Annotated in this window: 13 protein-coding genes and 1 pseudogene; 4 read left to right on the top strand and 10 right to left on the bottom strand. The window is 72.6% G+C overall.

Features of this window, described 5'->3' with window-relative positions; genetic code table 11:
* Window positions 1-114: 114 nt before the first annotated feature.
* A complete protein-coding gene (locus tag ACFYSC_RS17995; protein ID WP_389962405.1) occupies window positions 115-993 on the top strand; it encodes an aldehyde dehydrogenase family protein in 879 nt (292 codons plus the stop codon).
* A 222-nt stretch (window positions 994-1215) separates the two neighbouring features.
* Here ACFYSC_RS17995 and ACFYSC_RS17990 read toward each other — a convergent pair whose 3' ends face one another.
* The 7 genes from ACFYSC_RS17990 to ACFYSC_RS17960 all read right to left on the bottom strand — a co-directional run bounded on the left by ACFYSC_RS17990 (window position 1216) and on the right by ACFYSC_RS17960 (window position 7866).
* Window positions 1216-1605, bottom strand: coding sequence for a hypothetical protein (locus ACFYSC_RS17990; protein WP_389962402.1), 390 nt, complete (start codon window positions 1603-1605; stop codon window positions 1216-1218).
* Between the two features lie 119 nt (window positions 1606-1724).
* The gene (locus ACFYSC_RS17985; protein WP_389962399.1) at window positions 1725-3131 is read right to left on the bottom strand and encodes an amidase; all 1407 of its coding nucleotides are present in this window, start codon (window positions 3129-3131) and stop codon (window positions 1725-1727) included.
* A gap of 89 nt (window positions 3132-3220) precedes the next feature.
* Entirely contained in the window at window positions 3221-3475 is a 255-nt protein-coding gene (locus ACFYSC_RS17980) for a hypothetical protein (protein ID WP_389962397.1), read from the bottom strand.
* Complete coding sequence (locus tag ACFYSC_RS17975; RefSeq protein ID WP_389962394.1) at window positions 3468-4319, bottom strand: SPFH domain-containing protein; 852 nt, start codon at window positions 4317-4319, stop codon at window positions 3468-3470. Before ACFYSC_RS17975 ends, ACFYSC_RS17980 begins: the two co-directional genes overlap by 8 nt.
* Before the next feature lie 178 nt (window positions 4320-4497).
* A complete protein-coding gene (locus ACFYSC_RS17970; RefSeq protein WP_389962391.1) occupies window positions 4498-5550 on the bottom strand; it encodes a UDP-N-acetylmuramate dehydrogenase in 1053 nt (350 codons plus the stop codon).
* Window positions 5543-6601 (bottom strand): serine hydrolase domain-containing protein, encoded by a 1059-nt coding sequence (locus ACFYSC_RS17965; RefSeq protein WP_389962388.1) that lies wholly within the window; start codon window positions 6599-6601, stop codon window positions 5543-5545. The genes ACFYSC_RS17970 and ACFYSC_RS17965 overlap by 8 nt, the downstream gene beginning before the upstream one ends.
* Window positions 6601-7866 (bottom strand): hypothetical protein, encoded by a 1266-nt coding sequence (locus ACFYSC_RS17960; RefSeq protein WP_389962385.1) that lies wholly within the window; start codon window positions 7864-7866, stop codon window positions 6601-6603. Before ACFYSC_RS17960 ends, ACFYSC_RS17965 begins: the two co-directional genes overlap by 1 nt.
* Before the next feature lie 142 nt (window positions 7867-8008).
* Here ACFYSC_RS17960 and ACFYSC_RS17955 point away from each other — a divergent pair.
* The 3 genes and pseudogenes from ACFYSC_RS17955 to ACFYSC_RS17945 form a co-directional block, all read left to right on the top strand.
* Window positions 8009-8314: pseudogene (locus ACFYSC_RS17955) on the top strand (helix-turn-helix domain-containing protein); the annotation flags it as partial.
* Window positions 8315-8699: 385 nt separating this feature from the next.
* Window positions 8700-9491 (top strand): hypothetical protein, encoded by a 792-nt coding sequence (locus tag ACFYSC_RS17950; RefSeq protein WP_389962766.1) that lies wholly within the window; start codon window positions 8700-8702, stop codon window positions 9489-9491.
* Window positions 9492-9588: 97 nt separating this feature from the next.
* Complete coding sequence (locus ACFYSC_RS17945) at window positions 9589-10491, top strand: RNA polymerase sigma-70 factor (protein WP_389962383.1); 903 nt, start codon at window positions 9589-9591, stop codon at window positions 10489-10491.
* A 137-nt stretch (window positions 10492-10628) separates the two neighbouring features.
* Here ACFYSC_RS17945 and ACFYSC_RS17940 read toward each other — a convergent pair whose 3' ends face one another.
* The 3 genes from ACFYSC_RS17940 to ACFYSC_RS17930 all read right to left on the bottom strand — a co-directional run bounded on the left by ACFYSC_RS17940 (window position 10629) and on the right by ACFYSC_RS17930 (window position 12431).
* Window positions 10629-10781 carry a hypothetical protein gene (locus tag ACFYSC_RS17940; RefSeq protein WP_389962380.1) on the bottom strand — a complete coding sequence of 51 codons (153 nt, stop codon included), beginning with the start codon at window positions 10779-10781 and terminating at the stop codon, window positions 10629-10631.
* Window positions 10782-10845: 64 nt separating this feature from the next.
* Complete coding sequence (locus ACFYSC_RS17935; RefSeq protein ID WP_389962377.1) at window positions 10846-11508, bottom strand: LLM class flavin-dependent oxidoreductase; 663 nt, start codon at window positions 11506-11508, stop codon at window positions 10846-10848.
* Window positions 11505-12431 carry an NmrA/HSCARG family protein gene (locus ACFYSC_RS17930; RefSeq protein ID WP_389962374.1) on the bottom strand — a complete coding sequence of 309 codons (927 nt, stop codon included), beginning with the start codon at window positions 12429-12431 and terminating at the stop codon, window positions 11505-11507. The genes ACFYSC_RS17935 and ACFYSC_RS17930 overlap by 4 nt, the downstream gene beginning before the upstream one ends.
* Window positions 12432-12512: the final 81 nt, after the last annotated feature.

Raw genomic sequence — 12512 nt, 5'->3', positions numbered from 1 at the left:
GCCGCCCGGAGCCGCGCGGCTGGTTCGCCCACCGGTGCGGGGTGAGCCGGTGCGGACAGATCTTCGTGCCGGCCAGGCTGGCACAGCAGGAGAGCTCGCGGAGAGGGCGCGGAGATGAGTAGGACCGAGTCGCCCGCACGGCTGGCCGTGCGAAAGACGTACAAGCTGTACATCGGCGGGGCGTTCCCGCGTTCGGAGAGCGGAAGGTCCTACGCGGTGACCTCCTCCAAGGGCGAGTTCCTGGCCAACGCCTCCAGGGCGTCCCGCAAGGACGCCCGCGACGCGGTGGCCGCCGCGCGCAAGGCGTTCGGCGGCTGGTCCGGGGCGACGCCGTACAACCGGGGGCAGATCCTCTACCGGATCGCCGAGATGCTGGAGGGCCGCCGGGCGCAGTTCGCCGCCGAGCTGGCCGACGCCGGGGTCAAGCGACCGGGGGACGTCGTGGACGCGGCCGTGGACCGGCTCGTCTGGTACGCCGGCTGGTCCGACAAGATCGCCGCGGTGGCGGGGTCGGCCAACCCGGTCGCCGGGCCGTACTTCAACATCTCCTCGCCGGAGCCGACCGGAGTGGTGGCGGTCGTCGCCCCCGACGACCCGCTGCTGGGCCTCGTCTCGGTGATCGCCCCGGTGATCGTCACCGGCAACACCTGCGTGGTCGTCGCGAGCGAGCGGGCCCCGCTGCCGGCCGTCACCCTGGCCGAGGTGCTCGCCACCTCCGACCTGCCGGGCGGAGTGGTCAACATCCTCACCGGCTCGGCGAAGGAGATCGCGCCCTGGCTGGCCGGGCACATGGACGTCAACGCCCTCGACCTCACCGGCGTCTCCGACCCCGGTCTCGCGGTCGCGTGCGAGGAGGCGGCGGCAGAGAACCTCAAGCGGGTCCTGCGCCCCGCGCCCGCCGGACAGGCGGACGACTGGGCCGCCGACCCGGGCACCCGGCGTCTGACGGCGTTCCTGGAGACCAAGACCGTCTGGCATCCCACCGGCGTCTGACGGGCCGCGTACCGGCTCCGGGGTCCACCCCGGGGCCGGTACGGCGCCGCGTCCCGGCGGTCCCGTCCGTGACGGGCGGTACGGCGCGACGTCCCGGGTGGCCGTCCGTGACGGGCGCTCCGCACCGGGTCGCGGCGGTTCCGTCCCTGACGGGCGGTACGGCGCCGCGGGCCGCGCGGGCGGTGGCCCCTCCGGGCACGCGCGTGCCGGGCCGCACGCGAGTCAGCGGGCGGGGACGCAGATCGCGTAGAGCTCGACGTCGATCTCCTCGGCCGTCGGGTTCTGCACGACGAACTCCCACGCGTCCTGGACGGCGCCGGGGCGGTCGCTCGTGCTTTCGGGGGCACTCACCGGGAAGGACACCGGCCTGCTCACGTCATAGGTGCCGTGGAAGGCATGGCCGCCGCCCACGGCGCGCCTGCCTTCCCCGCACACCACGTTGGTGAGCATGGTCCCCCTCTTCGCGATCTTCCGCGTCTCCTTCACGATGGTCACCTCCGGCCCGTGGAGCCCGTTCCACCAGGCGGTGCCTCCCAGGACGAGGGCTCCCGCCGCCAGCACGCCCGCCCCGGCCAGGGCGGCCTTCTCAGTGAACCGCCGGGAAGGCTGCATGTTTCTCCCCTTTGAATGCTTCGTCCGACATCCGTTGGACGAACGGCTTCATCGCATCGTTCGCGGTGCGGGCCCCGGCCGGGGGTATGACCGGAAAAGGACAGGAGCGGATGGGAACGTCAGTCCATCGGCGCGTGGCGCAGCCAGGGGTGGGCGGTCTCCAGCCAGGCGGCCAGTGCCAGCAGCTGTGACTCGCCTCCGGGGGGCGCGACGAGCTGCACCCCGATGGGCATGCCCGTGGAGTGCCAGCCGTACGGGACGTTCATGGCGGGCCAGCCGGCCATGTTCCAGGCAGCGGTGACCGGGGCGTACGTGACGTTGGCCCGCACGTTGGCCAGCAGCCCGCGGTCGCCCCAGCGGTCGGCGGGGGGCGGGACGGCGGCGAGCGTCGGGGTGATCAGCACATCGGCGTTGCCGAACCACTGGTCGGCGCCGTGGGCGCGCCAGCGGTCGCGGCCCGCCGAGCCGTCCAGCCTGAATCGGGCGAGCAGCCGGCCGGCCTTGGCCAGCGCCCGGGTGCGGCGCTCCAGCCGGCGCGGGTCCAGGTCCTCGGTGTCCTCGCGGGCGCACGCGAACCAGCCGGCGATCGCGGCGGCCCCGACCCAGCTCGGCATCCTCGGCTCGTGCTCCACCACGGTGTGCCCGGCGGCGGCGAGCGTGTGGCCCGCCTCGACCACGGCCCGCTGCAGCTCGGGGTCCACCCAGAAGCCCGGCGGCAGCGGCGCCGGCGCCGTGGCGATCCGCAGCCGCACCGGCTCCGCGGGGGTCAGCCCTCCCGGGTAGTCGTCGATGGCGCTGCCGGCCTCCAGGTACTCGCTGTCGCCGGGCGCCGCGAGGGACATGTCTCCGGCCATCACCGCCAGGCCCAGCGCGAGGTCGCCGACGGTCGTGGCCAGCGGGCCGTTCTCCGACATCCCGTGCCAGTCGTTCCCGGGCGGCGGGACCACGCCCGGACCCGGTTTGATCGTCACGAGCCCGCAGCAGGCGGCGGGGATGCGCAGCGAGCCGAGCCCGTCGTTGCCCTGGGCGAGCGGGACCATCCCGGCGGCCACCGCGGCGGCGGCGCCGCCCGACGAGCCGCCCGGCGTGCGCCGCGGGTCCCAGGGGTTGCGCGCCATGCCGTACACGCTGTCGGAGAAGCCGACCAGGCACAGCTCCGGCACGTTGGTGAGGCCGACGACCACCGCGCCCGCCGCCCTGAGCCGGGCGACCACCGGGTGGTCGGCGGCGGCGGCCTCGCTGGAGGAGGCCGCCGACCCGTTGCGCGTCGACTCGCCGCGGACCGGGATGTTGTCCTTGACCGCCACCGGCACCCCGGCCAGCGGCAGCTCGGCGAGGTCCGGCCGCTCCTGTACGGCGCGCGCCTCGGCCATGGCCCGTTCGGTCCGGACCTTGCGGAACGCGCCGACGCGCCCGTCGCGCTCGGCGATCAGCCGCAGGTGCTCCTCGACCACCTCCGGAGCGCCGGCCTTGCCACGTCGAACGGCCTCCGCGATCTCACCTGCGGACTTCCCCACCCACGGCATGCCCCGAGTCTGGTACGGACGGCACGCCGACGGAAGCGTTACACGTCTCAATCAGGTGACTTGTTGGGTACCGTCCGTGTCATCACCGGTCATCCGTAATCACCTGATCGCGAATGTTCGTCTGAACCATCAGGGCCGTCCCGTTCATCCTCCCGGCTCCGCCCGTCGTGGCCGGAGTCTTCCCGCCCGGCCCGCCTGACCTCGCGGCCCACCCCGCGCAGGGCCAGACGAAGGGCGTACTCCAGCTGGGCGTTGACGCTGCGCAGGTCGTCGGCCGCCCACTTGGCGATCGCCTCGTAGACGGCCGGGTCGAGCCTGAGCAGGATCCGTTTGCGCTCAGCCATACAGGCTGCCGGCGTTCACCACCGGCTGGGTCGCGCGGTCACCGCACAGGACCACCAGCAGGTTGGACACCATCTGGGCCCTGCGCTCCTCGTCGAGATCCACCACGTCCTCCTCGGCCAGCCTGGTCAACGCGAGCTGGACCATTCCTACCGCGCCGGCGACGATCTGCGTGCGCGCCGCGACCACCTGCGCGGCCTGCTGGCGGACCAGCATGGCCTGGGCGATCTCCGGGGCGTAGGCGAGGTGGGTGATGCGCGCCTCCAGCACCTCCACCCCGGCGAGGTGGGTGCGCTCGCCGAGCTCGGTGGTCAGCTCGGTGGCCACCTCGGCGCCGTCGCGCAGGCTGGTGCGGCTGTCGTCGTGGGAGTCGTAGGGGTGGCTGGTGGCCAGGTGCCGGACGGCGGCCTCCGACTGGATCGCCACGTACTGCTCGTAGTCGTCCACGGAGAAGGCCGCCTTGCCGGTGTCGGTCACCCTGTAGACGACGACGGCGGCGATCTCCACCGGGTTGCCGTCGGCGTCGTTGACCTTGAGCTTGGCGGTCTCGAAGTTGCGCACCCGCAGCGTGATCCGCCGCCGGTTGGTGAACGGCGCGGTCCACTGGAAGCCGGCGTCGCGCAGGGACCCGATGTAGCGGCCGAGGAACTGGACCACCATCCCGTCGTTCGGGTTGACCACGGTGAAACCGCTGGCCACGACGAGCGCGACGACGCCCCAGGCGATCGCGGCGGCGACCAGGACGGCCGGTCCGGCCGCCAGGCCCGCCGCGGCCAGGGCGACGCCGAGCAGCACCAGCCCGCCCAGCACGGCGAACCCGTTGAAGTGGAAGGCGCGTCGTTCCATGTGCTCTCCTCTGCTATCGGAGTGATATCACCACGATAGCGCCCAAAGCGGAACCGCGCGCAACCCGTATCCCGCCGCCCCGTTTTCTTGGAATGCGCCCGGCAGGGTGGGGCACAGGGGCCGCACGCCTCACCGAGGTCGGCCTTCGGCTCCGCCGGGGAGCCCGAGACCCGGCCGCTCAGCCGTATGGCCGTTGCAGCGGTCGTATCGGAGCAGGCCGCACCGGCTCAGGACGCAGACGGATGCCGGTGGTGTCGAACACGTCGTCGGCCGCCTTCTGTACCGCAGCGTGGAAGGAAGCCGCGGTGACGCCGTCGTGAGCGGTGAAGGTGAGGGTTCGGCGCGTCGAGCAGGACACCCCCGGTGTGAGGGGACTGGCCGGACGGTAACCGACCAGTTCGAGCAGCCATCCGGCGCTGGTCCGCAGGACACCGCGGTCTCCCACCGTGACCACGCCGCCCGCCGCCTGAACCACGGCTGCTTGAACTGCGGTGATGGCCGGGTTGAGGAAGACCGACCCGGCCTGGCGGGCATCGGGGCCGCTTTCCGGCAGGGACACGCCACGCCTGCGGCGGTCGGCGAGGACCCCGTGTGCCGCCTCCTTGAGCGGCGGCCGGGTGCCGAGGGGCACGCCGAACGCTTGGGCGAGAGGCCGGTAGGCGACGGGGGCAGCCAGGGCGCTGTAGGTGAGGCGCACGGTGGCTTCCAGGATCGTCCACCGGCCCGGATGGGTCTTGAAAATGCTGGTGCGGTAGCCGAAGCCGCACGCCTCGGGGCGGAAGACGCCCAACTGATGGCGGCTCCAGTCGTAGACGGTCAAATGTGTCAGGGTGTCGGATATCTGCTGCCCGTAGGCGCCGGTGTTCTGCACTGGGGCGGCGCCTACGGTGCCCGGGATTCCCGCGAGGTACTCGATGCCCGACAGGCCCTCATTGAGGACGACGTCGACGAGTGCTTGCAGCGGTTCGCCGGCGTGAGCGGTGACGTCCACGACGCCGCCACCGACGGGACGGATGGAGATGCCGCGGGTCGCCACGCGGATCACCGGTCCCGGGTATCCGGCGTCGTCGGCAAGGACGTTGCCGCCGCCGCCGAGGGTGAAGGGCACCGCGGATTCGGTGGCGGCGGCGCGGACGAGGTCGGGCCAAGCGGCGGGGTCGGTGTGGGCCAGCAGTCGACCGACGGGACCGCCGACGCGCAGCGTGGTGTGGTCGGCCAGCAGGTCACTCATGTCGTGTCTCCGAACGCCAGGCGGCGGAGATCAGCTTGAGCGCAAGGGTCCGCAGCGGCGCGATCCGGGATCGGGCGGTGCCGTGGTAGACGGCGTTGGTGCAGATCACCAAGTAGCGACCGGCGTCCGGGGCGAGGTAGAGGCTGGTGCCGGTGAAACCGTGATGGTAGGCGACACGCCTGCCGGTGGTGAGGATCCACGACAGGCCGCGGTCCACTCCCGGCTCGATCTCGGCCTGCGTGACAAGGCTCGCCCGTAGCCAGTCGCCCAGACCGTCACCACAGGCGTGGGCGGCGAGCAGGGCATGGGCGTACACAGCCAGGTCGTGCGGGGTGGAGAACACGCCGGCGTGGCCGGCCACGCCGCCCATGAGCGCGGCGTTGTCATCGTGTGCGGCACCCCAGATGCGCGGTGCGCCGGGGATGCGCTGCTCGGTCGGCGCGACGTGCGGTCCGCGGCCCACGGGCCCGTACATCGTGGACCGCATCCCCAGGCACCGCCATAGCTCGTCGGCGAGAGCATCCAGTGGCCGGCCGTGGACGTGTGCGAGGGCCAGGCCGAGGAGGATGTAGCCGCGGTTGATGTAACGGTGGCAGCCGGGCGCGTCCTCGAGCGGCTCACGGCACAGCAGTTCGTGCAGCGGCGCGTCCGCGCCCCGGTAGCGGTCCAGCCGGGTCGCCGCCCGCACGCCGGAGGTGTGGGCCAAGAGCTGGCGTACGGTCGCCTCGCCGCTCGGCGCCTCCCCGCTGACGGCGGGCAGGACGTTGCGCACGGGCGCGTCCAGGTCTAGCAGGCCGGCGTCGAGGGCCCGGCCGACCAGCGGCCACGTCGAAACAATCTTCGTCAGTGACGCGATGTCATAGATCGTGGTCTCGGCCGGGACCGCATTCCCCGCCTCGGTGGCGATGATGCCGCCAGTGAGGACCTCGCGCTGCCCGTCGATGGTGCCGCAGACGATGACGCCACCGGGGGCGGCGCCGTCAGCGATCACCTTCCCCAGGGCGTCCCGCAGCCGGGCGGTGTCGTCGGCACTGAACGGTACGGCAGGCATCAGGGGCCCTCCACGGTGGTGACGTCGGCTCCCAGCGGGACGAAGTTGGCCAGCAGATGGCCATAGCCGCGCCGGAGGTGGTACGCCCCCCGGATCGTAGAGACACCATCGACGGTCAGCGCGGCGATCAGCAAAGCGGTCACCGCGCGGATATCGGCGGCGGCCGCCGTGGTGGCGTGCAGCCGGACGGGTCCGCGCAGGCAGACGACCGCGCCGGTGGCCACGTCGATGCCTCGCAGGGGACCGTCCAGGGTGGTGTGGACGCCGCCGGCCCGGTCGTCGGTGACGGTGACGCCCGTCGCTGCCAGGGCCGCGGTGAGGCCCTCGGGGAAGGCGGCGGTGGTGATCCCATCAAGGTGGACGTCACCGCCGGTGGCGGCAGCAGCCATGATCATGGTGGCGGCCTCGATCCGGTCACCGATGACGGTGAACGCCCCGCCACCGATCCGGTCGGTCCCATTGACGTGCAGCCCGTGGCCGTCGAACCCGATGCCGACACCGCGCTCGGCCAGGAACCGGGCGGTCTCGATGACCTCCGGCTCGATCGACGGGTTCGTGATCAGGCTGGTGCCCGGGATCCGGGCGGCCAGCAGCATCGCCGTCACCGTCGCCCCCAGGCTCGGCCCGTACGGGGTCGCCACATCCATGGTGAACGCCTGCGGACCACGGGGACCGTAGCGGGCGCGGATGCCGGTGGTATCAGCGGTGATCTCGGCACCGGCGGACTGCATCGCCGCCAGATGCCGGTCGATCAGCCGGGCACAGAAGGCGTCCCCGCCAGGGTAAGGGAAGTCGACCTGCCCGGCGCGGGCCAGCACCGCGGCAGCCAGGACGGCGGTCGTGCGGACCTGTCGGCCGAGGTCGGAGTGGATGACCGGGCGGACCGCCTCGGCCGGGGCCACGGCGAACCGGCCCAGCGCGGTGGTGACGCAGGCTCCGGTGTAGGTGAGGATCTGGGCACATACGCCGGTGTCGATGATGTCGGGCGCCGCGATGACCGCACCAGCGCAGATCAGCACCGGCCCAGCGATTCGAGCGCCCTGTTCGACGCGAGCGCCGGCCTGGACGATGACGTCGCCCTCGATCAGGGCGCCGTCCTCCACGGCACCGCGCGGCTCCTCGCCCGCACCGGTGAAGCCGTCGAGGTCGGCGGCCATCGCGTCCTTGATGTCGAAGACCGTTGTGCAGCGTGCCGGCAGCTGCGCGATGCGAGGGGTGAGGTCGCCGACCTGTACGTAGTAGCCGGGGGCCAGGCGTTCATCCACGGCGGAAAGCGCTGGGGGCCGGACGGGAAGCGGAGAGTGCATCGAGACCTCCTGGAAGGGATCCGGATGGCGGCCCGCACAGCGCGAGCCGTCTGCCCTTCGAGGTCACCGCATCTCGTCGGCCTGCGGGAGAGACACTGGCATGAGCTGCAAAGGCGTTTGCATCCGACGCAAAGCCCCTTTCCCCGGCCCCCTTGGCGGCTACGTGGAAAGACACAGTCTCGGCTACCAGCGGGGACAGGGTATGGATGCGATTGGCAGTCCACGAGCAATCCCCCAGGTGATCACAACGCCCGGGGATCTCGTTCGTCAAGCACGACAGGCGCAACGGCTGACGCTGGCCCAGCTCGGTGAGAGGACGGGGTACTCCGCCGCTCAGGTCTCCCGCTACGAACGGGGTATCTCACCGATGACCGACGTCGCGGTGCTGCGCCGCTTCGCCGGGGCGCTGGGCATCGCCTGTGAGGCGTTCGGTCTGGCCCCGCCATGGAATGTCCGGCACAGCCAGGTCACCGCGCCTGTCGCTTACCCTCGCCTGCCTCCTCCTCATAAGGTGGAGAGCACTCGGCGGGGGGATGGTGAAGACCCGGTGCGGCGAAGGAATCTGCTGGCGAACCTGGCGGTCACGGCTGTCGCTGCCGCAAGCTCCCGCATCCCCGTAAGAGGCGCGGAACCCGGCGAGGCGACGCTCGGCGACGCGCTTGTCGCCGGCCTGCGCGACGCGATGCTCGGGTTGGGCGACGCTCCGGCGGCGCTGTCGCCGGAGGCAGGTACCCGCGGAGCTTGCGCGTGCCCTGAGCGACTTCCACGCCTGCTGCTACGGCGGCCTAGCCGTGCGCCTGCCCTGGTTGATCCGCGCGGGGCACGCCCTCGGCGCCGGTACGGATCAGTACACGACCCTCGTGCAGACCTACGTCCTGGTGACCCGGATGCTCGTCAAACTCGACGAGCATCACCTCGGATGGATGGCGGCAGACCGTGCCCGCCAACTCGCCGAAGTAGGGGGTGACATGCTCACCATGGCCGAAGCCGCGCGGAACCTCGCCGTCCTGGCTCGCAAAGCCGGGTGGAACGACCAGGCCATGTCCATCGCGCTGGCCGCCGCCGACGATCCCGGCCTGCGCAGCGCAGGACGCGCCGGTGCCGCCGAACGTGGCCTGCTGATCCAATCGGCGGCCTACACCGCCGCGCGCAGCGGCGACCGCCAGGGCATGCGGCAGCTCACCGCCGAAGCCGCCGCCATCGCCACCGAACTCGGCGGCGCCACTCTCCTGCGCGACCACGGCGGAGGCATCAGCCCGGTCACCGTTCAGCTGCATCTCATCTCGGCGGAGAACTCAGCCGGTGACCCCGCTGCGGCGCTGGCCGCCGCAAGCGCCATCACACCGCAGAAGCTTCCCAGTGTGGAACGCCGCTCCCGCTACTACACCGACATCGCCGCAGCCCTCGGACAACTGGGCCGTCGCGACGACTGCATACGCGCGATCCTGACCGCCGAACGCCACGCCCCCGAAGAAACACACAGCCGTCCGGCGGTGAGGTCCCTCGTCTCCGGTCTCCTGACGTCCGGGCGCACGACACCGGAACTGCGCGGTCTGGCCGCCCGCAGCGGCCTCCTCATCTGAGGGGGCCTCAAACGGTGGTAGACCTCTTATCGCCCCGGTCGGGCTCCACTGAGGGCGGGTGACAGGATGAGGGGAGACCCGAGCGGGAGGTGACGGCGTGGTGGACGGCAGGCCGGTGGGGACGTCCGGCGGAGCGGGGGATCTGGACCACGCCGTCGCGGTGTTCGCGGACGTGCGGCCCCGCCTGTTCGGCATCGCCTACCGGATGCTGGGCAGCGCCGCCGAGGCCGAGGACCTGGTCCAGGACGTCTGGCTGCGCTGGCAGGGCTGCGATCGCGCCGCGGTGGACAACCCCGCCGCGTTCCTGGCGACGGTGACCACCCGGCTGGCCATCAACGAGAGCCAGAGCGCGCGGGCGCGGCGCGAGACCTACGTCGGCCCCTGGCTGCCCGAACCGGTCGACACCGGCGCCGACCCCTACCTCGGCGCCGAGCGGGGCGAGGCGCTGGAGTTCGCGGTGCTGGTCCTGCTGGAACGGCTCTCGCCCACCGAACGGGCGGCCTACGTGCTGCGGGAGGCCTTCGACTACCCCTACCGGCAGATCGCCGAGATCGTCGGGGCGAGCGAGCCGGCCGTCCGCCAGCTGGTCAGCAGGGCCCGCAGGCACGTGCTCGAAGGACGCCGCGCGCCCGTGGCCAGGGACGAGCAGCGCCGGCTGCTGACGGCCTTCGTCACCGCCGCCCGCTCCGGCGACCTGGACGCGCTGGAGGAGATCCTCGCCGCGGACGCGATCAGTTACTCCGACGGCGGCGGCGCGGTGCGCGCCTCCCGTTTCCCCGTTGTGGGCGCGACCCGGGTGGCGAAGTACGTCAGGGCGTTCGCGAGCCACTTCTGGGACGGCGTCGACGTGCGGTACGCGAGCACGAACGGGCAGACGTCCGCGCTGCTCAGCCGCGACGGCGAGGTGTTCACGGTCCTCACGGTCGACGCCTCCGCCGAGGGCATCGACCGGGTGCTGTGGATGATGAACCCGTCCAAGATCACCGCCGCACCCGCCTGACCGGACCGGCCGGGCCCGGCCGTACGGCCTCCCCGTGATCGGGGCGGTGCCCGGTGGGACACGGGCCGCGCCGCAGCCGCGGGGGCCGGCCGCCCGGTTTCACCGAGGCTCGTTCACCGCGGGCCGGCGGCGCCGGATCAAGCGAGGAGGTGCGCGGCGAGTTCCTCCCACCGCCGGGTGGGCGGGACGTGCGACCCGGCCGTCACGACGTGCAGGCTGACGTGGTCGGCTCCGGCGTCGAGGTGCCGCCGGACACGGCGGGCGATGTCCTCGGCGCGGCCATGGGCCACGATCGCCTCGACGAGCCGGTCGTCGAGTGTCTCCGGGGACGGGTGCCCGAGCCCGCGCAGCAGTTCACGGCGGTTGGGCAGGGCGGCCGCGGCCGTGGTGCGGGCCGGTTCGGCGGTGTGCGCGGTCCCGGCCGAGGACGCACAACTGGGTGACGGCCAGAAGACGGTCCTCTCCGAGGATCTCGCGTGCGGTGCGGGTGTACTCGACGGGCATGCCCAGCACGGTCGCGCCCCGGGCGCGTTCGGCGGCCAGGGCGAGCATGCCGGGGTCCAGTGCGGCCAGGACGCGGTGGGGTGAGGCCGTCGTGGCGGGGGGCCCGAACGGGGCGGTGTCGAGAGCGTCGAGGTAGGAGCGCATGGTGGCCAGGGGAGGGCCGAAGCGGTGGCCGCGGACGTCCTCGGCCAGGCTCGGATGGCCGTCCCACAGGCCGAGCAGGAACCGTCCGGGAAAGGCCTCCTCCAGGGTGCGTTGCGCGGCGGCGGCCGTGACCGCGTCGCGGGCGTAGACGTCGGTCATCCCGGCGGCCACGGTGATCCGCCGGGTGCCGGCCAGCAGGATCGCGGCCTGCGCGACGGCTTCGCGACCCGTGGTCTCGGGGATCCACAGGGCGCCGTAACCGAGGTCCTCGATCACGGCCGCGGCCTGGCGGACTTCGGCCGCGGGGAGCGCGTCGAACTCCCCCGCCCAGATCCCGACGCGTCCGAGGCCGGGCGCGCGGACGCTCACGCGCCCTGCCCGGCGGTGCGCGCGGAGTCCAGGAACGCGGAGATCCGCGCGGCGCCGGTGCGCCTCAGCCAGGTGGAGAAGTCCATCGCGGCGGGATGGATCCGCCGGGTGGCGGGGATGTCCGCGCGGTAGCCGCGCTCGTTGAGCCATTCGTTGGCGTAGGCGAAGTCCTCGCTCAGGTCCCGGATCACCTCGATCGGGATTTGGACGTAGGGCAGTGGGATCCCCAGTGCCTTCCCGACGGCCTCGGCGACCTGGACGGGGGTGAGCTCGTCGGTGGCCAGGGAGACCGCCTGGCCGATCCACTCCCTGGGCCGGGAGAAGGCCAGCGCGGTGACGGCGCCGACGTCGTCGACGGCTATGAGTTGCTGGACGGTGTCCGGTGCGATCCCGGTGGACAGGATGCCGTTCCGCAACGCGTAGCCGCCGGTGAAGTTCTCCATGAAGGAGACCGGCCGCAGGATCGTCGCGGGCAGGCCGAGCTCGGCGATGCGCCTCTCGATCCGCCACTTGCTGACCAGGTTCACCGGCACCTTCTCGCCGGGATGGCGGTCCGCGCCGGCGACCGAGGTGAACACCAGGTGCCCGACACCGGCGGCGTGCGCGGCCTCGGCGACGTTCACGCCCCAGCGCACCTCGTCCTCGGTGGTGAAGCCGGGCGCGGCGCCGGGCGAGCCGACCGTGGGCTGAACGCTGAACAGCCCCCAGGCGCCCTCGGCCGCCGCGGTCAGGGAGGCGACGTCCTCCATCCGCGCCCGCATCACCTGCGCACCGGCCCGCGCCAGCGCCCGGGCGCCGTCCCCGTCCGGATCGCGGGTGAGCGCGCGCACCCGCCAGCCGTCGCGGAGCAGATGGCGCGTCACGGCCCTGCCCTGCAGGCCGGTCGCCCCCACCACCACGACGGTCTTGTTCGTCGGTGTCACCGCTTCTCCCTCTGCGCTCATGCGAGGAGGAGTCGCCCACTTAAGTGGGGTGGTCCTCCGTTTGGCGTTCGCTACGATATG

Origin of the sequence: Streptosporangium sp. NPDC004379 (assembly GCF_042873875.1) — a bacterium.
Classification (GTDB): Bacteria; Actinomycetota; Actinomycetes; order Streptosporangiales; family Streptosporangiaceae; genus Streptosporangium.
The sequence above is the reverse complement of the archived record's forward strand: the minus strand, read 5'-3'. Positions and strand labels throughout refer to the sequence as shown.

Excerpts from the sequence above, each read along its gene's own strand:
- ACFYSC_RS17970 (WP_389962391.1), bottom strand. The coding sequence starts at position 5,550 with ATGAGTGACCTGCTGGCCGACCACACCACGCTGCGCGTCGGCGGTCCC.
- ACFYSC_RS17995 (WP_389962405.1), top strand. The coding sequence starts at position 115 with ATGAGTAGGACCGAGTCGCCCGCACGGCTGGCCGTGCGAAAGACGTAC.
- ACFYSC_RS17985 (WP_389962399.1), bottom strand. The coding sequence starts at position 3,131 with ATGCCGTGGGTGGGGAAGTCCGCAGGTGAGATCGCGGAGGCCGTTCGA.
- ACFYSC_RS17980 (WP_389962397.1), bottom strand. The coding sequence starts at position 3,475 with ATGGCTGAGCGCAAACGGATCCTGCTCAGGCTCGACCCGGCCGTCTAC.
- ACFYSC_RS17965 (WP_389962388.1), bottom strand. The coding sequence starts at position 6,601 with ATGCCTGCCGTACCGTTCAGTGCCGACGACACCGCCCGGCTGCGGGAC.
- ACFYSC_RS17975 (WP_389962394.1), bottom strand. The coding sequence starts at position 4,319 with ATGGAACGACGCGCCTTCCACTTCAACGGGTTCGCCGTGCTGGGCGGG.
- ACFYSC_RS17990 (WP_389962402.1), bottom strand. The coding sequence starts at position 1,605 with ATGCAGCCTTCCCGGCGGTTCACTGAGAAGGCCGCCCTGGCCGGGGCG.